The following is a 21,167-nucleotide window of genomic DNA, read 5'->3' as shown; positions in this document are numbered from 1 at the left end:
AGGAGTTTTGGTCGCCCCAGGAGCACTCCTGAGGCCAAAACTCCTTGATCAACGCCGCCAGGGGGGGGTGGGGGTGGGAGGGTTAGAGGATTGGTGGGGGGGCGTAGGTGGCGGCCTGCGGGTGGGACTGGACGATCTTGGAGATTCGGGTGGTCACCGCCTGGATCTGGGCGGGGGCGGCACCGACGAAGGCGGCCCGGTCGGCGACCAGGGCGTCGATCTCGGCGCGGTCGAGGCCCAGTCGGGGGTCGGCGGCCAGGCGGTCGAAGAGGTCGTTGTCCGCCGCACCCTGCTCACGCATGGCGAGCGCAACGGCCACCGCGTGCTCCTTGATCGCCTCGTGGGCGGTCTCCCGACCCACACCCCGGCGTACCGCCGCCACCAGGATCTTGGTGGTGGCCAGGAACGGGAGGAAGCGCTCCAGCTCCCGGTTGATCACCGCCGGGTACGCGCCGAACTCGTCGAGCACGGTGAGGAAGGTCTGGAACAGCCCGTCGGCGGCGAAGAAGGCGTCCGGCAGGGCCACCCGGCGGACCACCGAGCAGGAGACGTCCCCCTCGTTCCACTGGTCGCCGGCCAACTCGCCGACCATCGACAGGTACCCCCGGATGATCACGGCGAAACCGTTGACCCGCTCCGACGAGCGGGTGTTCATCTTGTGCGGCATCGCGCTGGAGCCGACCTGGCCCGGCTTGAAGCCCTCGGTGGCCAACTCCTGCCCGACCATCAACCGGATCGTGGTGGCCAGCGACGAGGGCGCTGCGGCCACCTGCGCCAACGCGGAGATCACGGCCAGGTCGATCGATCGGGGGTAGACCTGCCCGACGCTGTCCAGCACGCGCTGGAAGCCGAGGTGCTCGGCGACCCGCCGCTCCAACTCGGCGACCTTCTCGGCGTCGCCATCGAAGAGGTCCAACTGGTCGGCGGCGGTGCCCACCGGCCCCTTGATCCCGCGCAGCGGGTACCAGGAGATCAGGTCCTCCAGCCGCTCGTACGCGATGATCAGCTCCTCGGCGGCCGACGCGAAGCGCTTGCCCAGCGTGGTCGCCTGCGCCGCGACGTTGTGCGAGCGCCCGGCCATCACCACGTCCGCGTACTCGTGGGCGTGCCAGGCCAGCCGGGCCAGCGTCGCCACCACCCGGTCCCGGATCAGCTCCAGCGACCGGCGCACCTGGAGCTGCTCGACGTTCTCGGTGAGGTCCCGCGAGGTCATCCCCTTGTGCACGTGCTCGTGCCCGGCGAGCGCGCTGAACTCCTCGATGCGGGCCTTCACGTCGTGCCGGATGACCCGCTCCCGGGCCGCGATCGAGTCCAGGTCGACGTCGTCGAGCACCCGCTCGTACGCCTCGACCACCCCGTCGGGCACCGGCACCCCGAGGTCCCGCTGGGCCTGGAGCACGGCCAGCCAGAGGCGACGCTCCAGCCGGATCTTCTCCTCCGGTGACCAGAGGGCGACCAACTCGGGCGAGGCGTACCGGTTGGCGAGCACGTTCGGGATCGTCGTCACCCCGTCATTCTCCCGATACCGCCGCCGACCGCCCCGACCGGGTACGGCCGACGACCCGGAGGTCAGCGTTCCAGGATCGCGGTCACGCCCTGGCCACCGGCCGCGCAGATCGAGATGAGTCCACGGCCGCTGCCCTTGGAGGCGAGAAGCTTGGCCAGGGTGGCCACGATCCGGCCGCCGGTGGCCGCGAACGGGTGCCCGGCGGCCAGCGAGGAGCCGTGCACGTTGAGCTTGTCGGTGTCGATTGCGCCCAGCGGGGCGTCCAGGCCGAGGCGGTCCTTGCAGAACTCCGGCGACTCCCACGCGGCCAGGGTGGCCAGCACCTGGGAGGCGAACGCCTCGTGGATCTCGTAGTAGTCGAAGTCCTGGAGGGTGAGACCGGCCCGGGCCAGCATCCGGGGCACCGCGTACGCGGGAGCCATCAGCAGGCCCTCGTCACCGTGCACGAAGTCCACCGCGGCCGTCTCCGACCAGGTGAACCAGGCCAGCACCGGCAGGTGGTGTGCGGCTGCCCACTCCTCGCCGGCCAGCAGCACGGTGGAGGCGCCGTCGGTGAGCGGTGAGGAGTTGCCGGCGGTCATGGTGGCCCGCTCGGCGTCCGGGCCCTTGGCCCCGAAGACCGGTCGCAGCGTGCCGAGCTTCTCCAGCGTGGTGTCCGGGCGGAGATTCTGGTCGCGGTCCAGCCCCAGGTAGGGGGTGATCAGGTCGTCGAAGAACCCCTGGTCGTACGCGGCGGCGAGCCGCTGGTGCGAGCGCAGTGCCAGCTCGTCCTGGGCCTGCCGGTCGATGTTCCAGCGCAGCGCGGTCTGTGCGGCGTGCTCGCCCATGGACAGCCCGGTGCGCGGTTCGGCGTTGCGCGGGACCTCCGGCTGGAACGGCTGGGCCGGGCGCAGCCTGGCGGCGATCCGCAGCCGTTCGCCCAGCGTCCGGGCCGAGTTGAGGCGCAGCAGGGTGCGGCGCATGTCCTCGTTGACGGCGAGCGGGGCGTCGGAGGTGGTGTCGACACCACCGGCGATGCCGACGTCGAGTTGGCCGAGGGCGATCTTGTTGGCGACCAGGATCGCGGCTTCCAGGCCGGTGCCGCAGGCCTGCTGGATGTCGTACGCGGGGGTGCGTGGGTCGAGCTTCGAGCCGAGCACCACCTCGCGTGTCAGGTTGAAGTCCTTGGCGTGCTTGAGCACCGCTCCGGCGACCACCTCGCCGACGCGCTGCCCGGCCAGGCCGAACCGGGCCACCAGTCCGTCCAGGGCGGCGCCGAGCATGTCCGCGTTCGAGGCGTCGGCGTACCGCGAGTTGGAGCGGGCGAAGGGGATGCGGTTGCCGCCGATGACCGCGACCCGTCGAACCTTCTGCACGATCCGCCTCCTCAGGAGTGTTGCCGTACCTTACCCGCCAGTAGGCTACGCCTATGACCGACAGGTACGCGAGTTTTGTCCAGTCGGGCGCCGGGCGGGCGCTGGTCAAGCGCCTCGGGCTGCCCGATCCGCCACGACTTCGCCGACACGCGCCGGGTGAGCCGATCCTCCCCGGGCCGGTCCTGCTCGGCAGTTCCACCGGGGGCCGGCTGGCCGAGCCGGTCGGCCGGATCCTGGCCGCCGCCGGGCTCGCCCTGCGCGACCCGGCCACCGCCACCCCCGATCCCACCTCCGGCCGTACGCCGACCAGCTCCGCCCTGGTCTACGACGCCACCGGCATCACCGACTCGACCGGGCTGCGGCAACTGCACGACTTCTTCCACCCGCAGGCCCGGGCGGTGCAGACCAGCGGCCGGGTGATCGTGCTCGGCACCCCGCCCGCCGAGTGCGACACGCCGCGCGAGGCGACCGCCCAGCGGGCTCTGGAGGGGCTGACCCGCAGCATCGGCAAGGAGTTCGGTCGGGGCATCACCGCCCAACTGGTGCACGTCACGCGGGAGGCCGACGAGAGCACCTGGACCAGCCTGGAGGCGACCCTGCGGTTCCTGCTCTCCGGCCGCTCGGCGTACGTGTCGGGGCAGGTGATCCGGGTCGGTGCCGGGCGGGCGAGCGCACCGGTGGACTGGGACCGCCCGCTGGACGGGCAGGTGGTGCTGGTCACCGGCGCGGCCCGGGGCATCGGCGCGGCACTGGCCCGGGTGCTGGCCCGGGACGGCGCGACCGTGGTGGCGCTGGACGTGCCGGCCGCCGGGGACGCGCTGGCCGGCGTCGCCAACGAGATCGGCGGCAGCGCCGTACAGCTCGACCTGACCGCCGCCGACGCGCCGGCCCGGCTCGCCGACCACCTGGCCGAGCGGCACGGTCGGGTGGATGTGGTGGTGCACAACGCCGGCATCACCCGGGACAAGACCCTCGGCCGGATGGACGCCGACCGCTGGGATCAGGTCATCGACGTCAACCTGTCCAGCCAGGAACGCATCAACGACGTGCTGCTGGACCGGGGCCTGATCCCGGACGGCGGGCGGATCGTCGGCGTCTCCTCGATCGCCGGGATCGCCGGAAACCGGGGCCAGACCAACTACGCGACCAGCAAGGCAGGCGTGATCGGGCTGGTCGACGCGCTGGCTCCGGCGCTGCGCGACCGGGGGATCAGCGTGAACGCCGTCGCGCCCGGCTTCATCGAGACCCGGCTGACCGCCCGCATCCCGTTGGTGCTGCGTGAGGCGGGCCGCCGGATGAACAGCCTCTCCCAGGGCGGGCTGCCGGTGGACGTGGCGGAGACCATCGGCTGGCTGGCCTGGCCCGCGTCCGGCGCGGTCAGCGGCAACGTGGTCCGGGTCTGCGGCCAGAGCCTGTTGGGGGCGTGATGACCGCGCAACGCGAGCGGGTCACGCTGCCCGCCCTGCCGTCGGCCGGTCCGTTGTACCGGCAGGCCCTGCTCGGCGCGGTGCCGGGACGCGGCGGGCGACGGACGGACGAGGTGCCGGCGGTGGAACTGGCCGTCGACCGGGTGGTCGTGGACCCGGCCCGGTTGGCCGACTACGACCGGGTGTGCGGGTTCCGGCTGGCCGACCGGGTGCCGGCGACCTTCCCGCACGTCGTGGGCTTCCCGCTGGCGCTGCGCCTGATCACCGCGCCGGACTTCCCGATCCCGCTGACCGGGGTGGTGCACGTGACCAACCGGATCACCGTGCGCCGCCCGGTCACGGTGGCCGACCGGCTGGACTTCACCACCTGGGCGGAGAACCTGCGTCCGCATGACCGAGGGCGGCAGGTCGACGTGGTCCTCGTCGGGTCGGTGGACGGGGAGGAGGTGTGGCGCGGCGTCTCGACGTACCTGGGGCGGCAGCGCACCCCGGGCGGTGGCGAGCGGCGCGACCGGAGTGACCGGCCCGCGCCGCCGACCGCGTCCGCGCGCTGGCGGGTCGACCCCCGGGTGGGTACGGATTACGCCCGCGTCTCCGGCGACCACAACCCGATCCACACCTCGCGGCTGGGCGCGCGACTGTTCGGCTTCCCCCGGCCGATCGCGCACGGGATGTGGAGCAAGGCCCGCTGCCTGGCGGCGCTGGAGAACCGGCTACCCGAGGCGTACACGGTCGACGTGGCGTTCAAGCTGCCGGTGCCGTTGCCGAGCACGGTGGCGTTCAGCGCCACGGCGGCCGGGACGGGGTGGGACGTCGCCCTGCACGACCAGCGGGGACGACCGCATCTGACGGGCACGATCCGCTGAGGTGAGGGTCGGGCACTTGCCCGACCCTCCTTTTCGCGCTAAGTTGTTCTCACATAGAGATATTCTCAGAGTGAGAGTGATTGAGCGTGAACGAGCAGGACTTCCTCGCCGCCTACGACCCGCACGCCTACCCGGCCGTGGCGGTCACCGCCGACGTGGTCGCGCTGACCATCCGGGACGACGCGCTGCACCTGCTGCTGATCCGCCGCGCCGAGCCGCCGTACGCCGGGCACTGGGCGCTGCCCGGCGGTTTCGTCCGCCCCGACGAGGATCTGGCCACCGCCGCCCGCCGGGAGCTGGCCGAGGAGACCGGGCTCGGCGGGGAGCGGCTGCGGCGCGTACACGTGGAACAGCTCGCCAGCTACGGCGCGCCCGAGCGCGATCCGCGGATGCGGATCGTCTCCGTCGCTCACCTCGCCTTCGCCCCCGACCTGCCGGACGCCACGGCCGGCAGCGACGCCGACGAGGCCGACTGGGTGCCGGTCGCCGAGTTGCCCGGCCGGGAGCTCGCCTTCGACCACCGCCGGATCGTCGACGACGGGCTGGAGCGGGCCCGCTCCAAGCTGGAGTACACCCCGCTGGCCACCCGCTTCCTCGCACCCGAGTTCACCGTCGGCGAGCTGCGCGCCGTCTACGAGACGGTCTGGGGGCACCCGCTGCACGCCGGCAACTTCCACCGCAAGGTGCTCTCCGTGCCCGGCTTCGTGGAGAGCACCGGCGCCAACACCGAGCGCGGCGGCACCCGGGGCGGGCCCCGGGCCCGGCTCTACCGGGCCGGCGACGCCCGGCTGCTGCACCCGGCGCTGCTGCGGCCCGCCCGGGAGGAGACGGTGCGATGAGGACCGACGAGGCGATCCGCCTGGTCACCGCCGCCCGCGACGACCACGACCTGTTCGGCGCCGACGCGCCGGAACGCCGCTACCGGGAACTGGTCACCGCCCTGCACCCCGACCGGCTGGACCGGGCCGCCCCGGGCGTACGCGCCGAGGCCACCGACGCGTTCGTCCGGGTCACCACGCGCTGGCGCGCCCGCCGGGTGACCGTGCTGCACGGCTACCGCTGCGGCGCACCGGCGTACTCGGGGGACCTCGCCGACCTGTACGACGTCGGCGGGGACCGGCTGCTCAAGCTGCCCCGCGAGGCCAGCGACAACGACCTGATGATCCGCGAACAGCGGGCGTTGCGCCGACTCGCCGACCACGGCGACCCGCGCTGGCTGCCGTACGTGCCCCGGCTGGTCGACACGTTCCCGCACCAGGACCCGGCCACGGGGGCGGAACGCCAGGTCACCGTGCTCGCCACCGCACCGGGCCTGCACAGCCTGGCTGACGTGCGGCGGGCGTACCCGGACGGGCTGGACGCCCGCGACGTCGCCTGGATGTGGCGACGGCTGCTGGTCGCGCTCGGCCTGGCCCACCGGGCCGGCGTGGTGCACGGCGCGGTGCTGCCGCCGCACGTGCTGATCGAGCCGGACGCGCACGGCGTGGTGCTGGTCGACTGGTGCTTCGCCACCGAGCCCGGCGGCGTCGTGTCCGCGCTGGTCCCCGACCACCAGGAGTGGTATCCGGACGAGGTCACCGAGCGTCGGCCGTGCGGGCCGGGCACCGACATCGCCATGGCCGCCCGGTGCATGACCTGGCTGATGGGGCACCACGCCCCGGACGAACTGCTCGCCTTCGCGGCGGGCTGCCGGCAGCGGTCGCTGTCGAACCGCCCCGACGACGCCTGGCGGCTGCTCGCCGAACTCGACGAGGTGCTGCACCGGCTCTACGGGCCGCGCACCTTCCGACCCTTCACCCTCAACCCCTAAGGAGGCTGCCATGGGCAGCGGAATGTGGTCCACCGACGTGTACACCGCCGCCGACCGGTACCGCCGGGCCACCGGCAAGAGCGCGTTCTCGTACAGTGACAGTGGCGCCAAGGTGGTGCACCCGCGACTGGACCCGCGCGACGCGACGCGGGAGAGCCGCGACTCGGCCGAGCACCCGCGGTCGACCCCGGTCGCGGTGCTGTTCGACGTGACCGGCTCGATGGGGCACGTGCCCCGCACCCTCCAGGCCAAGCTGCCGCAACTGCTGGGGCTGCTGCTGCGCCAGGGCTACGCTCGCGACCCACAGGTCATGTTCGGCGCGATCGGCGACGCCACCTGCGACCGGGTGCCGTTGCAGGTCGGCCAGTTCGAGTCGGACAACCGGATGGACGAGGACCTCGGGCGGATCGTGCTGGAGGGCGGCGGTGGCGGCCAGATGATGGAGTCCTACGAACTGGCGCTCTATTTCATGGCCCGGCGGACGGTCACCGACAGTTGGGAGAAGCGGGGCCGACGCGGCTACCTCTTCATCATCGGCGACGAGCTGGCGTACCCGGCGGTCAAGGCCGCCGAGGTGGCCCGCCTGATCGGCGGCGACCCCCGGGAGGACGTGCCGGTGCGGCAGATCGTCGACGAGGTGACCCGCCGTTGGGACACCTACTACCTGCTCCCGGCCGGCAGCCACTACTCGGGCAACCGCAAGGTGCTCGACTTCTGGCGCGGACTGCTCGGCCAGAACGCCCTGGAACTGGACGACCTCGACGCGGTCTGCGAGACGATCGCGCTCACCGTCGGCCTCGGTGAGCAGGCCATCGACCTCGACACCGGCCTGCGGGACCTGGACCGGACCGGCTCGACGGCCACCCGCACGGTGTCGAAGGCACTGGCCCGGCTGAACGGGGCACGCCGCGCCGAGGTGGCCGACCTGCCGGCCACCCGGACCACCGGCGGCGGAGTAGTCCGGCTGTGAACGAGCAGGTGAGCGCTGCGCGTCCGGGTGTCCCGGCACCCGGGCGCGCTCCGGCGGACCGGCTTCCGGCCGACCCGGCTGACGGGTCGGCCAGCGGCCCGGCGGACGGGTCGACAGACCGGCTCACGGGTGGCCCGGCGGGCGGGTCGGGTCCGGAGCACGCGATCGTGGTCGACCTCGGGTACGGCGACGCCGGCAAGGGCACGGTGGTGGACTGGCTCTGCGCCACCCGCCCGGTGCACACCGTGGTCCGGTTCAACGGGGGCGCGCAGGCGGCACACAACGTCGTCCGGCCCGACGGCCGACACCACACGTTCGCGCAGTTCGGTGCCGGCACCTTCCACCCCGGCGTACGCACCCACCTGTCCCGGTACGTCGTGGTGGACCCGCTGGCGCTCGCCGCCGAGGCCGACCACCTCGCCGCCGTGGGGGTGCTCGACGCCTTCGACCGGCTGACCGTGGACGGGGCGGCGCTGCTGGCCACCCCGTACCACCGGGCCGCCAACCGGGCCCGGGAGACGGCCCGGGGAGCCGACCGGCACGGTTCCTGCGGGCAGGGGGTGGGCGAGACCGTCGCGTACGGGCTCGCCCACCCCGACGAGGCACCCCGGGTCGCGGACTGCGGCAGCCCGGAGGTGCTGCGCCAGCGGTTGACCGCACTCCGGGACCGGCTGACCGCCGAACTCGGTCCGCTGGACGCCCCGCCGGTCGCGGACTGCCTGCCGGCGTACCGTGCCTTCGCCGAGCGGGTGGCGATCGTCGACGGGTCCTGGCTGGCCGGAGCGCTGCGGGCCGGGCCGTGCGTGTTCGAGGGCGCCCAGGGCGTGCTGCTGGACGAGTGGCACGGCTTCCACCCGTACACCACGTGGAGCACCACCACCTTCGCCAACGCCGAGGCCCTGCTGGCCGAGGCCGGGCTGGCCGGATCGGCGCTGCGGATCGGGGTGCTGCGTACCGTCACCACCCGGCACGGTCCGGGGCCACTGGTCACCGAGGACCCGTCGCTGCCGCTGACCGACCCGCACAACGCGACGAACCCCTGGCAGGGCCACTTCCGGTTCGGCCACTTCGACGCGGTCGCGCACGCGTACGCCCTGGCGGTCGCAGGCGGGGTGGACGGCCTGGCGCTGACCCACCTGGACCTCGCCGACCGGGGTCTCGGGTTGCGGATCTGCCGCCGCTACGACGGCCTGGACCGGCTGGTCCCGGGCCCGGCCGGCGACCTCGACCGGCAGGCCGCGCTCACCGCCCGCCTGCTGCGGGCGCGCCCTCACTACGACGAGGTCCCCGCGACCGACTGGCCCGAGGCGGTCGGCGAGGCGCTCGGCGCTCCCGTGCTCCTCACCTCGCACGGCCCCACCTCCGCCGATAAGCAGGTTCGTAAGGAAGGGCACCTTATTAACGCCTGGTGTAGAGGAAGGGCCCCTTCCTAACAGGCTGTGCCCTGAGCATGGAGACATGGAGGCCGCGCTCGACCTGCTCCGGCAGACACTCACCTCACCGTGGGTGTACCTGCTGATCTTCGGGCTCACCGCGGTCGACGCGTTCTTCCCGCTGGTGCCCTCGGAAGCGGCGGTCATCAGCGTCACCGTGCTCGCCACCGGCGGCGAGCCGAACCTGGCACTGATCATCGTGGTGGCCACGCTCGGTGCGACCGCGGGCGACCACGTCTCGTACGGCATCGGTCGCGGAGGCGGATCGCGCCGGCTGGACCACTCACCGGTGGACAGCCGACGCCGTGCCGGATCGGAGTGGGCCCGGCGGGCGGTCGACCGGCGCGGCGGCGTCATCCTCATCGCCGCCCGGTACGTCCCGGGCGGGCGGACGGCGGTCACCCTGGCCATGGGCGCGGTCCGTTATCCGCTGCGCCGGTTCCTCCTCTTCGACCTGATCGGTTGCGGCTCGTGGGCGCTGTACTGCGTGCTGCTCGGCGTCTTCGGCGGACTCGCCTTCGAACGGCACCCGTTGCACGGCATCCTGGCCGGCATCGGGCTCTCGATCTCGGTGACGCTGCTGGTGGAGGCGATCCGCTGGCTCCGGCACCGGGCGCACCGGCGGGCGGCGAGCGGCGCGGACGGCGGCTGTTGAGCCGGGGGTGTTAGGAAGGGACCCCTGCTCTACCGGAGGCGTTAGGAAGGTGCCCTTCCTTACAACTCCTCGGGCGGCTGCCAGCTCACGCCGCGCAGGAGTTGCCCGGCCCCCAGCCAGGCGGCGTTCATCATCCGGGTCGCGGTCTTCGCCGGGTCGGCCTCGGGATGGTCCGCGAGCCAGTCACCGAGCGACTCGGTCGCCCCGACCAGCGCGTACGCGACGACTTCCAACTCGGTCTCGGCAGCGGTACGCCCTTCGGCCCGCAGCGCGTGGTCCAGCATCCCGGCGACCACCTCGACCATTCTGGTCCGCATCTGGGCCAGTTCCCGGGCGAACGGCTGCTCGGCGCGGGCCTGCCGGTAGAGCACCGACCAACCGTCGCGGTGTGCGCCGACGAAGCCGAAGAACGCCCGCAGACCGCGCCAGAGTCGCTCGTCGGCGGGCAGGTCGGGGACGGCCGCCCCGGCGATGGCCTCCATCATCCGGGTGCCCTCGCGGTGCAGGCAGGCGACGAAGAGTTCCTCCTTGGTGCCCAGGTACGCGTACACCATGGGTTTGGAGATGCCCGCGTCCTCGGCGATCTCGTCCATGCTGGCGCCGTGGTAGCCGCGCCGGGAGAAGACCCGCACGGCGGCGTCGAGCATCTGCTGCTCGCGTACGGCCCGGGGGAGACGCTTGTAGGCGGGTGTCGCGGACACCTTGCGAGCATACCTACCGGTGCGTAGGGTTACGCCTGAGTAACCACTGTTCGAGAGGTGCGTTCCATGACTGACTTCGACCCGGCCAACTTCGCCGACATGGGCCCGAAGGAGTTCGCCCAGCTCGTCAAGAGCACCCCGGATAGCAAGCTCGCCGAGATCATGTCGGGTGAACTGCGCGGCAAGATCCTCGGCGAGGTCTTCGGCCGGATGCCGCAGATCTTCCGCGCGGACCGGGCCGGTTCCACCAACGCGGTGATCCACTGGAACATCACCGGCGCCCCCGACGGCGGCACCGACACGTACGAGGTGGTCATCGCCGACGGCACCTGCACGGTCAACGAGACCCCGCAGCACGAGCCGCGACTGGCCCTGACGCTCGGCCCGGTCGAGTTCCTGAAGATCGTCTCGGGTGGCGCCAACCCGGTCATGATGTTCATGACCGGCAAGCTCAAGGCAAAGGGTGACCTGGGCCTGGCCGCCAACATCGCCAACCTCTTCGACATCCCCAAGGCCTGAGATGGTCGAATTCTCGCTCGACCTGAACGAGGAACAGCGGGATCTGCGCGACTGGGTGCACGGCTTCGCCAGCGAGGTCGTGCGCCCGGCCGCCGCCGAGTGGGACGCCCGGGAGGAGACACCCTGGCCGATCATCGGCGAGGCGGCCAAGATCGGCCTGTACGGCTTCGAGTTCCTCGCCACCTGCTGGGCCGACCCCACCGGGCTCTCCCTGCCGATCGCCAGCGAGGAACTGTTCTGGGGAGACGCCGGGATCGGGCTGAGCCTCTTCGGCACCTCACTCGCGGTCGCCGCCATCTACGGCAGCGGCACGCCCGACCAACTCGTCGAGTGGGTGCCGCAGTGCTTCGGTGACGTCGACTCGCCGGCGGTCGCCGCGTTCTGCTCGTCCGAGCCGGAGGCCGGTTCGGACGTCTCCGCGATGCGGACCCGGGCCGAGTACGACGAGGCGACCGACGAGTGGGTACTGCGCGGCCAGAAGGCGTACGCCACCAACGGTGGGATCGCCGCCGTACACGTGGTGACCGCCTCGGTCGACCCGGAACTCGGCTCGCGCGGTCAGGCCGCATTCGTCGTACCGCCCGGCACCGCCGGCCTCTCCGCCACCCGCAAGCTGCGCAAACTCGGCCTACGTGCGTCGCACACGGCGGATGTCTTCCTCGACGACGTGCGGGTGCCCGGCCGGTGCCTGCTCGGCGGCCGGGAGGCGCTGGAGGAGCGGTTGGCCCGGGCCCGGTCCGGACAGCGCGCCTCCGGCCAGGCCGCGATGCGCACGTTCGAGCTGTCCCGACCAACCGTCGGCGCCCAGGCGCTCGGCGTGGCGCGGGCCGCCTACGAGTACGCCCTGGACTACGCCCGGGAGCGGGTCCAGTTCGGCCGTCCGATCATCACCAACCAGGCGGTCGCCTTCGCGCTCGCCGACATGCGGACGGAGATCGACGCCGCCCGGCTACTGGTCTGGCGGGCCTCCTGGATGGGCCGCAACAACCGGCCGTTCAGTGCCGGCGAGGGGTCGATGTCCAAGCTCAAGGCCGGTGAGGTGGCCGTGTCGGTCACCGAGAAGGCGGTCCAGTTGCTCGGCGGCGCCGGCTTCCTCCGCGACCACCCGGTCGAGCGGTGGTATCGGGACGCCAAGATCTACACCATCTTCGAGGGCACCTCCGAGATCCAGCGCCTGGTCATCTCCCGGGCGATCTCCGGCATGCAGATCCGCTGACCTCCGCCCGTCCGACACGGACGGCACCCGGTCGGTGCTCCGCGCGTGAGCACCGACCGGCCCGACGTGGGCGAACCACGCCACCACCAGGCAAGGCCGGAAGGGTGGGCATCGGGCTGCGGAAGGAAACCTCCGGGCATGGAACTGCCGTCCGTCGTCGCCACGCTGACCCGGCGGGGCCTGCTCACCCCGGGTCGGCCGAACCGGGTGGCCGTCCAACTCCACGCAGCGTCAGCTGGCCACCCGGTCGACATCGAGCAACTTTAGCCCCTTAAGCTCGATAGGTCTAAATGTTCATGGGATTCTCATTCGCCTCATCCCGTTGACCACATCCCATCGCCCTCTGTCTAATTGGCGACAGCGATGAGTCCGTCCACAGTGACCACGGGGAAGGAACGACGAATGGCATCCACGAGCCGTGACGAGGAGGCCGACCAGGGCGAGAGGGCACGGGAACACCTGCATCCTGTGCACGCCACCTATCTCACCACCGCGATGGCGCTCCTGACCGTGCTGCTGTTGGCGGTTCTCGGCGGTTGCAGCAAGACCGACGGTACGGCCATCGCCGGGATCGCGGCGGTAGGAACGATCATGACGGCCGCGTTCGGCGTGGCCGCCGTGTACGCCCGCCGACCGTCCGGCCCCCGCTCCAGCCGCCGTCATGACGACACGTGAAGGCGATGACCGGCGGCACCCCGTCTGGACGGATGGCAGGACACGTGCGTCCGTGCTGGATGTAAGGAGGGGTCCCCTGCTATGCACCAGGCGTTAGCAGGGGACCCCTCCTTACACGACAGCTCAGCGCTCGCTGGCACGACCTATCGCGGCGGCGACTCCACTGACCCGGTCGGCGAGCAGGCCGAGTGCGCCCACCGCGCGGTCGACCGGGTCGTCGCCTCCCCCGCCCAGTGCCTTCGACCGCTGGAAGGCGTCCTTCACCTCGGCCCACCGGGCGGCCTGTTCCGGGGTGAGCCGACCACGCAGCTCGGCGAGCTTGAGCAGGTTCGCCTCCGCGCCCGCCGCGAGCGTCTGCGCCTCGCCCAGGTAGTGGTCGTCGATCACCGCCTCCAACTCCTCGTCGGTGAGTACCGGCACGACCCGCTCGGCGAGCTTGTTCATGTTCCGGTACGAACCCTGGAGCTGGAACTGCGGCTCGGTGCGGGCGTCGTCGGACTGGGCCGCCGAGGCGATGTACGCCTGGTTGTTGGCCAGCACCACCTGCTGCACCCGCAGCAGCTTGCGCAGCACCGACACCATCTGCTCCAACTCCACCGGCTGGTACGGGTGGGAGAGCTGGTCGGCGCGGACCGAGTCGTCCCCGCGCGCCATCCGGACCAGCAGTTCCAGGTCGCCCCGGTCCCGTCCGGAGAGCGGTGCCAGCACCGCGTTGGCGGTGAGCGCGTTCTCGATGTAGCTGAGCGCGAACGCCTCCTCCCGACCGGAGAGCACGTCACCGAGGTTCCACACGTCGGCCCGGTTGGCGAGCATGTCCGGGATCCGGAACCGCTTCCCCGACTCGGTGTACGGGTTACCGGCCATGCACACCGCGAACCGCTTGCCCCGCAGGTCGTACGTGCGGGTGCGGCCCTCCCAGACGCCCTCCATCCGGCGCTGCCCGTCACAGAGCGAGATGAACTTCTGCAACAGCTCCGGGTTGGTGTGCTGGATGTCGTCCAGGTAGAGCAGCACGTTGTTGCCCAGTTCCAGGGCGAAGGAGATCTTCTCGACCTCCTGCCGGGCCGTGGCATCGGGCGCCTCGGCCGGGTCCAGTGAGGTGACCTTGGTGCCCAGAGCCGGTCCGTTGACCTTGACGAAGACCAGTCCGAGTCGGCTGGCCACGTACTCCATCAGGGTCGTCTTGCCGTACCCGGGCGGGGAGATCAGCAGCAGCAGGCCGGACTGGTCGACCCGCTTGCCGTCGCCGGTGGCACCGAGCTGCCGGGCGAGGTTGTCGCCGATCAGCGGCAGGTACACCTCGTCGAGAAGCCGGTTGCGGACGAAGGCGTTCATCACCTTCGGCCGGTACTCCTCCAGCCGCAGGCGGTCCCGCTCGGCGTCCACCAGCGCGTTGCGTCGCCGCTGGTAGTCCCGGTAGGCGGGGACCAGCTCGGTGCGGAACGCCCGGGTCCGGGCCAGCATCTCGTCCAGCCGTACGTCGAGCGTGGAGCCCTCGATGCGCGGGTGCGCGCCGAGCAGCCCGCCGACTGCCTCGGTCATCGTCGCGGTGCTGTCCTGCCGGGCCGGCTCCGCACCGCACAGCTCGACGGCGACCGCCTCCGGCAGGTCGTACCCGGACAGGTTGCCGTCGTCGGTGGCCAGGAACGCGGTCAGCCACGCCTCCACCAGTTGGTGACGACCGGCAAGGTCGTCGCCGAGGGCCCGCAGGTCGTCGTCGAACTCGCGGGACGAACGCGACTGCGGGCCGCCGAGCGCCCGCCGGAACCGGTCGAGCAGGGCGCGCGCCCCGCCACCGGTGACGAACCGCACCGGCGGCGAGGACAACTCCTCGAAGAGGTACTCGCCGGCGAGCGCCGTCCCACCGGGCGGCACCGGCAGTCCGACGCCGCGCAGGAATGCGTCGGCCGCCTCGGCGAGCTGCGCGCCGAGCCGGTCGGCGGCGTCCTCGCCCTCGGGGCGGCCGAACCGCTGCCGGGCGCGGGCCAGCGAGGCGGCCCGGGCGGTCCAGACAGACCGGGTCGGCTCGTCGGTGCCGAACCGCCAGAACAACTGCGCGGCGGCCCGGTCGGCGGGTGGGTAGCGCAGCAGTCCGGCACCGGCGTGCAGGCGCAGCAGCACCCGCAGGATCTCGGCGGCGTCGTGGTCGTGCACGCCGCGCTCGTACCCCTCGTCGTAGCGGGTCTCGGCGATCCGCCGGACCAGTTCCCGCAGCCCGTCGGTGTCCACCGCCGCGGTGTGCAGCGCGTCCAGGGTGAGCCCGTCGCGGCCCGCCTCGGCGGCGGCGAGGATCGCAGTGGCCAGGTACTCGGCCCGGTACACCTGCGCCGACTCGGAGACCAGCAGTTGGTCCCAGAACCGCCGGGTCTGCTGGAACTCCTCGTCGCGCACCGGTGCGCGGTAGTCGGTGCCGGTCACCGCCACCACCATCCGGCCCTCGGCCGGCACCACCGCCACGTCGATCGGTTGGGTGTTCACCGCGAAGCGGTGCCGGCCCAGCCGGATCGTCTCGCCACCGTCGGCGTACAGGTCGAGGCGGTCGCGCAGACCGCGCCCGGCCTCCTGGCGCGCGGCCCGGACCCGGCCGTCCAGCTCCTCGGCCCGCACCGCGTCGCCGAGGGTACGCAGCTCCTCCACCACCGAGCGGAGCTTGCCCACCATCGGGTCGGCCGCGAAGTAGGTGTTGATCTCGTCGAGCGAGCCGAGCGTGCCGGCTCGCCGCTGCACGCTGACCAGGATCCGCTCGGCCGAGGCGACCAGCCGGTCGGCCCGCCGGGAACGTTCGTCCAGCAGGGCCTGCTTGCGTGCCGAGAACGCCTCGTAGATGTCGGTACGCCGGGTGGCCAACTCGGTGAGGAAGTCGTCGAACTCCCCGAACCGGGACTCCAGTTCCTCCACCCGCAGCAGCAGGCGGCCGAGTTGCTCGTCGCAGCGTTCGGCGGTGTCCGCCGCCGCCAGCGCCCCGGTGACCGCCTGCCCGAGCAGGGCGAACTCGGCGGCGAAACCGGCCCGGCCCTCCACTGCGGCCAGCTCCTGGCGCCGCTTGTCGAGCACGGCCCGAGCCCGGTTGACCGCGCCCAGCACCTCGCCGACCCGACCCAGGATGTTGGTCCGGACGGTCGCGTCGGCGATGTCCAGCCCACCCACCACGTCGGTGATGGTCTGGAGACCGTCGGTACGGGCGGCCAGCTCGTCGCGGACGGTGCCGGCCTCGGCCACCGTACCGATCTCGGCGGCCCGCGCGGCGAGTCGCTCCACCTCCTGTTGGTAGCCGGTGAACGCCTCGTCGCGGCGGAGGAACTCCACCGCGCGTCGACCGGCCACCGACAGTTCCTCGTCCAGCCGGGCGGCCAGCTCGTCGATCCGGTCGTGGTCGACGTACCGCAGTTCGCGCAACGACTCCAGGTGTCCGCGCGCCCGACGCAGCCCACCGAGCTGGGTGACCCAGTCGTCGGCGGTCAGCGGTGCCTCGCCCCGGGCCCGGCGGGCCAGCGAGGCGATCTGCTCGGCGCTCTCGTCCAGCTCCGCGCGGGCCTGCTCGGTGAGCGTACGGACCTTCTCGTGCTCCTCCAGCACGGAGCTGGCGGTACGCCGCAGTCCACTCAACGGGGTGGCCAGGTCACCCAGCTCGTCCTCGCCGAGCCAGTGGTAGTGGTCGGTGATCCGGGCACACGCCGCGATCAGCGCCTCGTACACCCCGGCGGTGGCGCTGCCCTGCACCATCCGCGCCGCCGAGAGACAGTCCGAGATGCCGCGTACCAGGTCGGCGTTGCCGACCCGCTCCAGCGGGCCGGTGCCGGCCGGCTGCGCCGCCGCGTACGCGTCGGAGACGTACGGCGTCTGCCAGATCTGCATCGGGTGGACCCGGGTCGGCTCCTCGGAGACGGCCCGGAACACCACCAGCGTGCCGTCGTCGAAGAGGGAGAAGCCGTGGCACGGGATCGGCGCGGCCACCTCCTTGCGGATCGCGTTGTACGGCAGCAGCAGCGAGCGCCCCTCGGCTCGGGCGTGGAAGACGTAGAGCACGTCCTCACCGTTCGGTGACCGCACCACCCGCTCGAACTCCAGGTCGGCGACCTCGGTGTCGAAGGTGCGGGTGACGCCGGTGGCCAGGTGGTAGCCGCCGGGGAAGATGATGCCGTGGTCCTCGGGCAGCCGCTGGCAGGCCACCCCGATGCCGTCGAGGCGGACCACCTCCCGGCTGAGCGTGTTGAAGACCAGGTGCCGCCACTGCGTCTCCTTGTACGGCAGGATCCGCAGCAGGATCAGCGGCCCCACCCGGGCCCACTGCACGTCGGCGTCGGCCAGGCTCTGCAACGGCTCGTCCACCGGCTCGCTGTAGATGCCCTCGCCGACCTCGGTGTTGTTCTCCACCTTGACGGTCAGCGTGCCGCCCACCGTCTCGACGAAGACCTCGCCGTCGATGTCGATGTGCGGGTGCCGGCCGAGCACGTGGTCCTGCCGGGTCGTCTCGATCCACTCGAAGTCGTGGCTCGGCGGGAAGACGTGGTCCCGCTCCCCCCGGCTGTCCAGGTACTCCGGGATGCCGTCCACGCCGACCTGCCAGCGCAGCACCCGGATGTCCTCGGTACGCGGCCCGGTCTGGAACACCGCCAGCAGCCGGGCGTCGACCCGGCGCAGTTGCAGCAGGCGGGCCTGCCGGTAGTAGCGGTACAGCTCGCTGAAGTCCCGGACGAACTGCGGGTGCCGCAACAGGCCGGGCAGCTCGTCCTGCCCCGCCTCGTCGAACCGGAAGGCGACCTCCTCCGATCCACCCTCGCGCTGTTCGCGGGTGAAGCGGTGCAGCGAGAAGACGTCGTCGACGGTCGTCTCCGGCTTGAGGCCGATGAAGACGTTGTAGCCGAACAGCATCAGCCCGCCGACCGGGACGATGTCCCGGGGCACGCAGTTGTGCTCGGTACGGATCCGTTCGGTGCTCAGCAGCCGCAGCTCGGTGCTGCCGAACACCTCCAGCCGACGGGCGTTGAGCGACTCGGCCCGCCGGGCCAGCTCGGCGGCCTGTCCGGCGAGCCGCTTGCGCAGCACCTCGTAGCTGCCGTCGTCCAGCCCCGGCCGGGTACCGCCGTCCGGATCGACCTCGGCCGGGTCGGGGCCGCCATCGGCCCGGCCCACCGCGGCCGGTCCGGCGGCACCGGGCGTACGCCCGGTGGTCGCCGGACCGGCGGTCGGCTCACTCACCGGCGGACTGCCGCGAACCGGTGAGGGCGGCGACCGGGGTGTCCGCCACACCCAGGCGCTGCGCGGCCTTCAGCAGCTCCTGGAGCTTGCCCTTGTCGGCGCCGCCGGAGCGCATCTGCTGCGCCAGGAACGCCGAGAGCGTGAGGTTCTGCACGTCGGCGGTGTTCAGCGAGCCGATCATCCGGGTCAGGTCGTCGGTGAAGCTGGCACTGCCGTCCAGCCACGGCTGGGTGAGGTTCTTCGCCACGTCCGAGTGGGCCACGAAGCTGTCCACGCTCTTGCCGAACGAGATCGAGCTGAGCAGCCGGTCGAAGAAGACGCTGTCGCCACCGACGATGTCGATGTTCGCCTTCTCCAGGCCGGTGGCGACCAGCGCGGCCTGCGCCTCGGCGACCTGACGCTGGGTGTCCAGCCCGGCCAGCCGGACCTCCTTCTCCAGCTCCAGACGCAGCCGGTACTCCTCGTGCTCGCGGGTCGCGTCGTCCAGCGCGGCCATCGCGGCGGCCTTCTCGGTGAGACCCTCGGCCTCGCCCTTCAGCTTCTCGCGCACCGCCTCGGCGGCGGCCACCGCCTTCTCGCGCTCGACCGCGGCCTCGGCCCGACCGACCTTCTCGATCGCCTCGGCACTGCGCTCCTGCACCTGCACCTCGGCCAGGCCGGCGGCTGCCGACTCGGCCTGGATGCCCTCGGCCAGTCGGATCTTCGCGCGGGTGTCCAGCTCGGCGGCCTGCTGCCGGGCCTCGGCCAGCACCAGTTCCTCGCGGGCCTTGTGCTTCGCCGCCGCCTCGGCGGCCTCCGCCGCCTTGATGTCCTTGACCAGGCTCTCCTGCGCCTCGGCCTCGGCCTGGATGACCAGCGCCTGACGGGTCCGCTCGGCCTCCTCGACCACGCGCAGCCGCTTGATGTTCTCTTCCTGCTCGGCCACGGTCTTCTCCACCGCGATCCGCTCCCGGACGACCTCGGCGATGGCCCGCTTCTCGGCCTCCACCTCCTTGTCCTTGGCGATGGTGCTCAGCTCGGTCTCCCGGTCCCGGCCGATGACCTCCAGCATGCGGTCCTTCTCGATCCGCTCGGTCTCGATGGCGATGACCCGCTCGCGGTTCTTCTCCGCGACCGCGATCTCCCGAGCCCGGTTCTCGTGCTGGATGCCCAACTGCTCGTCGGTGCGGATGTTCGCCGTCTCGGCCCGCAGCCGCTCCTCGGCGCGTACCCGGGTGATCTCGGCCTGCTCGCGGGCCCGCACGGTCTCGATCTCGCGCTGCTGCTTGGCCTCGGCGTCGGCCTGCCGCCGCTCCAGTTCGAGGATCGCCTCCTTGGCGTCCACGTTCTGGCGGGTGATCTCCTTCTCCTCGCTGCGCCGGAACTCGTTGGTCCGGACGTGCTCCTGCGTGGTCAGCTCGGTGATCTTCCGGATGCCCTGGGCGTCGAGGATGTTCTTCGGGTCGAGCTGCGACATCGGCGTCTGCTCAAGGAAGTCGATCGCCGCGTCCTCAAGGCTGTAGCCGTTGAGGTCGGTGCCGATGACCCGGATGATCTGGTCGCGGAACTCGTCACGCTTCGTGTAGAGGTCGACGAAGTCGAGCTGCTTGCCGACCGTCTTCAGCGCCTCGGAGAACTTCGCGTTGAACAGCTCCTGGAGGGTCTCCCGGTCACTGGCCCGCGCGGTGCCGATCGCCTGCGCCACCTTGATGACGTCCTCGTTCGTCTTGTTCACCCGGACGAAGAAGGTGATCCGGATGTCGGCCCGGATGTTGTCGCGGCAGATCAGACCCTCGTTGCCGGTCCGTTCGATGTCGATCGTCTTGACCGAGATGTCCATGATCTCGGCCTTGTGCAGGACGGGCATCACCACCGCGCCGGTGAAGGTCACGTCGACCCGCCGGATCTTGGAGATGATCAGCGCCTTGCCCTGCTCGACCTTGCGGAACAGCCGACTGACCATGAACACCACGCCGAGCGCGACGAGCAGGACGACGGCGAGGAGTACACCGATTCCGGTGGTGATCACATCCATGGTTGGGCGCGCGGACGGCGGCAGCCGGCGGCGGAGCCGGGGCGGGACGCCGCGCATCCTCCTTTCGAGGGGTGTCAGGGGCGGCGAGGGGGCGGACCGGACGAAGGGGGTTCGCACCGGCCGCCTCGGATGAGGTCGGGGTGATCCGCGCGGAGGCGAACTCACCAGGGGCGATTACTCGGGGGCATGTCTGAGAGGGTCGAAGGCGGGCCCGGCGGGCATCACCCAGAAGAACTCACCCTCGGTGTCGTAGTCGTAGATCAACGCGGAGGTGCCGGCCGTCAACTTCTCGTCGCCCGGCTGCCGGACCTGCACCACCGCCGACGAGCCGTCCGCCGCCGTCACCTCGGCCTGACCGAAGTCGGCGGTGACCGTGCCGGTCCGCACCACGCAGAGACGGCCGACGAAGGTGTTGCGGCTGGCGTCCGAATCGGTCGGGAAGAGACGTCCCAACGGCACCGCGATCAGCCGGGTCACCGCGTACGCGCAGAGCGTGGCGGCCAGCAGCACGCCGACCGAGACCGCGATCCGGGTGCCGGCGCCGAGCCCGATGCCGTCGAGCAGCACGGTACCGGCCAGGCTGACGAACCAGGCCACCGCGACGAGCAGGGAGAAGATGATCGCACTGGGTACGCCGCCGAGCCCGAGACCGGCGAGGAACGTACCGGCTCCGCCGTCGACGTCCAGGTCGTCGCCCAGATCCAGCACCCCGGTCAGCACCAGCAGCCAGTAGCCGACGACGACCACGAGCAGGAAGCTGAACAGCACGGTGGGGAAACTGAGTGCCGTGGCCAGAAAGCCGGTCACCTTGTCCTCCTCC

The 21,167-nt window shown here is 71.9% G+C and carries 17 protein-coding genes; 11 read left to right on the top strand and 6 right to left on the bottom strand.

Annotated features, from left to right (window positions below; genetic code table 11):
• Nucleotides 1–82 precede the first annotated feature (82 nt).
• Complete coding sequence (purB, locus tag ACIBMZ_RS22150; protein ID WP_396696642.1) at nucleotides 83–1,507, bottom strand: adenylosuccinate lyase; 1,425 nt, start codon at nucleotides 1,505–1,507, stop codon at nucleotides 83–85.
• A 62-nt stretch (nucleotides 1,508–1,569) separates the two neighbouring features.
• Complete coding sequence (locus ACIBMZ_RS22145) at nucleotides 1,570–2,862, bottom strand: acetyl-CoA C-acetyltransferase (RefSeq protein WP_396696640.1); 1,293 nt, start codon at nucleotides 2,860–2,862, stop codon at nucleotides 1,570–1,572.
• A 53-nt stretch (nucleotides 2,863–2,915) separates the two neighbouring features.
• On the opposite strand from ACIBMZ_RS22145, the gene ACIBMZ_RS22140 reads away from it, so the two are divergent.
• From ACIBMZ_RS22140 to ACIBMZ_RS22110, 7 genes are all read left to right on the top strand, one after another.
• Complete coding sequence (locus ACIBMZ_RS22140; protein ID WP_396696638.1) at nucleotides 2,916–4,289, top strand: 3-oxoacyl-ACP reductase; 1,374 nt, start codon at nucleotides 2,916–2,918, stop codon at nucleotides 4,287–4,289.
• Nucleotides 4,289–5,155 carry a MaoC/PaaZ C-terminal domain-containing protein gene (locus ACIBMZ_RS22135; protein WP_396696636.1) on the top strand — a complete coding sequence of 289 codons (867 nt, stop codon included), beginning with the start codon at nucleotides 4,289–4,291 and terminating at the stop codon, nucleotides 5,153–5,155. The genes ACIBMZ_RS22140 and ACIBMZ_RS22135 overlap by 1 nt, the downstream gene beginning before the upstream one ends.
• 80 nt (nucleotides 5,156–5,235) lie before the next feature.
• Nucleotides 5,236–5,994 carry an NUDIX domain-containing protein gene (locus ACIBMZ_RS22130; RefSeq protein ID WP_396696634.1) on the top strand — a complete coding sequence of 253 codons (759 nt, stop codon included), beginning with the start codon at nucleotides 5,236–5,238 and terminating at the stop codon, nucleotides 5,992–5,994.
• On the top strand, nucleotides 5,991–6,965 hold the full coding sequence (locus ACIBMZ_RS22125; RefSeq protein WP_396696632.1) for a serine/threonine protein kinase: 975 nt from the start codon (nucleotides 5,991–5,993) through the stop codon (nucleotides 6,963–6,965). Before ACIBMZ_RS22130 ends, ACIBMZ_RS22125 begins: the two co-directional genes overlap by 4 nt.
• Before the next feature lie 10 nt (nucleotides 6,966–6,975).
• On the top strand, nucleotides 6,976–7,935 hold the full coding sequence (locus ACIBMZ_RS22120) for a hypothetical protein (RefSeq protein ID WP_396696630.1): 960 nt from the start codon (nucleotides 6,976–6,978) through the stop codon (nucleotides 7,933–7,935).
• A gap of 164 nt (nucleotides 7,936–8,099) precedes the next feature.
• Nucleotides 8,100–9,368 (top strand): adenylosuccinate synthetase, encoded by a 1,269-nt coding sequence (locus ACIBMZ_RS22115; RefSeq protein ID WP_396696658.1) that lies wholly within the window; start codon nucleotides 8,100–8,102, stop codon nucleotides 9,366–9,368.
• A gap of 25 nt (nucleotides 9,369–9,393) precedes the next feature.
• Nucleotides 9,394–10,023 carry a DedA family protein gene (locus ACIBMZ_RS22110; RefSeq protein ID WP_396696628.1) on the top strand — a complete coding sequence of 210 codons (630 nt, stop codon included), beginning with the start codon at nucleotides 9,394–9,396 and terminating at the stop codon, nucleotides 10,021–10,023.
• A 59-nt stretch (nucleotides 10,024–10,082) separates the two neighbouring features.
• On the opposite strand, the gene ACIBMZ_RS22105 is transcribed toward ACIBMZ_RS22110, so the two are convergent.
• Complete coding sequence (locus ACIBMZ_RS22105; RefSeq protein WP_396696626.1) at nucleotides 10,083–10,724, bottom strand: TetR/AcrR family transcriptional regulator; 642 nt, start codon at nucleotides 10,722–10,724, stop codon at nucleotides 10,083–10,085.
• 66 nt (nucleotides 10,725–10,790) lie between these two features.
• On the opposite strand from ACIBMZ_RS22105, the gene ACIBMZ_RS22100 reads away from it, so the two are divergent.
• The 4 genes from ACIBMZ_RS22100 (at nucleotide 10,791) to ACIBMZ_RS22085 (ending at nucleotide 13,134) form a co-directional block, all read left to right on the top strand.
• Complete coding sequence (locus ACIBMZ_RS22100; protein ID WP_396696624.1) at nucleotides 10,791–11,243, top strand: SCP2 sterol-binding domain-containing protein; 453 nt, start codon at nucleotides 10,791–10,793, stop codon at nucleotides 11,241–11,243.
• A gap of 1 nt (nucleotide 11,244) precedes the next feature.
• The gene (locus tag ACIBMZ_RS22095) at nucleotides 11,245–12,459 is read left to right on the top strand and encodes an acyl-CoA dehydrogenase family protein (RefSeq protein ID WP_396696622.1); all 1,215 of its coding nucleotides are present in this window, start codon (nucleotides 11,245–11,247) and stop codon (nucleotides 12,457–12,459) included.
• A 138-nt stretch (nucleotides 12,460–12,597) separates the two neighbouring features.
• Nucleotides 12,598–12,726, top strand: coding sequence for a hypothetical protein (locus ACIBMZ_RS22090; RefSeq protein ID WP_396696620.1), 129 nt, complete (start codon nucleotides 12,598–12,600; stop codon nucleotides 12,724–12,726).
• A gap of 135 nt (nucleotides 12,727–12,861) precedes the next feature.
• Complete coding sequence (locus tag ACIBMZ_RS22085; RefSeq protein ID WP_396696618.1) at nucleotides 12,862–13,134, top strand: hypothetical protein; 273 nt, start codon at nucleotides 12,862–12,864, stop codon at nucleotides 13,132–13,134.
• 123 nt (nucleotides 13,135–13,257) lie between these two features.
• Here ACIBMZ_RS22085 and ACIBMZ_RS22080 read toward each other — a convergent pair whose 3' ends face one another.
• The 3 genes from ACIBMZ_RS22080 to ACIBMZ_RS22070 form a co-directional block, all read right to left on the bottom strand.
• Nucleotides 13,258–18,333, bottom strand: a complete 5,076-nt coding sequence (locus ACIBMZ_RS22080; RefSeq protein ID WP_396696616.1) for a DNA repair ATPase — start codon at nucleotides 18,331–18,333, stop codon at nucleotides 13,258–13,260.
• Nucleotides 18,326–20,347, bottom strand: coding sequence for a flotillin family protein (locus ACIBMZ_RS22075; RefSeq protein ID WP_396696614.1), 2,022 nt, complete (start codon nucleotides 20,345–20,347; stop codon nucleotides 18,326–18,328). Before ACIBMZ_RS22075 ends, ACIBMZ_RS22080 begins: the two co-directional genes overlap by 8 nt.
• 174 nt (nucleotides 20,348–20,521) lie before the next feature.
• Entirely contained in the window at nucleotides 20,522–21,154 is a 633-nt protein-coding gene (locus ACIBMZ_RS22070) for a hypothetical protein (protein ID WP_396696612.1), read from the bottom strand.
• Nucleotides 21,155–21,167 lie beyond the last annotated feature (13 nt).

The sequence above is a fragment of the Micromonospora sp. NPDC049900 genome (assembly GCF_044461025.1).
GTDB lineage: Bacteria > Actinomycetota > Actinomycetes > Mycobacteriales > Micromonosporaceae > Micromonospora.
This window is presented reverse-complemented; position numbering and strand designations above follow the sequence as displayed.

What these genes read in the sequence shown, in the direction of transcription:
- ACIBMZ_RS22140 (WP_396696638.1), top strand. Translation starts at nt 2,916, where the DNA reads ATGACCGACAGGTACGCGAGTTTTGTCCAGTCGGGCGCCGGGCGGGCG.
- ACIBMZ_RS22135 (WP_396696636.1), top strand. Translation starts at nt 4,289, where the DNA reads ATGACCGCGCAACGCGAGCGGGTCACGCTGCCCGCCCTGCCGTCGGCC.
- ACIBMZ_RS22125 (WP_396696632.1), top strand. Translation starts at nt 5,991, where the DNA reads ATGAGGACCGACGAGGCGATCCGCCTGGTCACCGCCGCCCGCGACGAC.
- ACIBMZ_RS22120 (WP_396696630.1), top strand. Translation starts at nt 6,976, where the DNA reads ATGGGCAGCGGAATGTGGTCCACCGACGTGTACACCGCCGCCGACCGG.
- ACIBMZ_RS22110 (WP_396696628.1), top strand. Translation starts at nt 9,394, where the DNA reads ATGGAGGCCGCGCTCGACCTGCTCCGGCAGACACTCACCTCACCGTGG.
- ACIBMZ_RS22100 (WP_396696624.1), top strand. Translation starts at nt 10,791, where the DNA reads ATGACTGACTTCGACCCGGCCAACTTCGCCGACATGGGCCCGAAGGAG.
- ACIBMZ_RS22095 (WP_396696622.1), top strand. Translation starts at nt 11,245, where the DNA reads ATGGTCGAATTCTCGCTCGACCTGAACGAGGAACAGCGGGATCTGCGC.
- ACIBMZ_RS22090 (WP_396696620.1), top strand. Translation starts at nt 12,598, where the DNA reads ATGGAACTGCCGTCCGTCGTCGCCACGCTGACCCGGCGGGGCCTGCTC.
- ACIBMZ_RS22085 (WP_396696618.1), top strand. Translation starts at nt 12,862, where the DNA reads ATGGCATCCACGAGCCGTGACGAGGAGGCCGACCAGGGCGAGAGGGCA.
- ACIBMZ_RS22075 (WP_396696614.1), bottom strand. Translation starts at nt 20,347, where the DNA reads ATGGATGTGATCACCACCGGAATCGGTGTACTCCTCGCCGTCGTCCTG.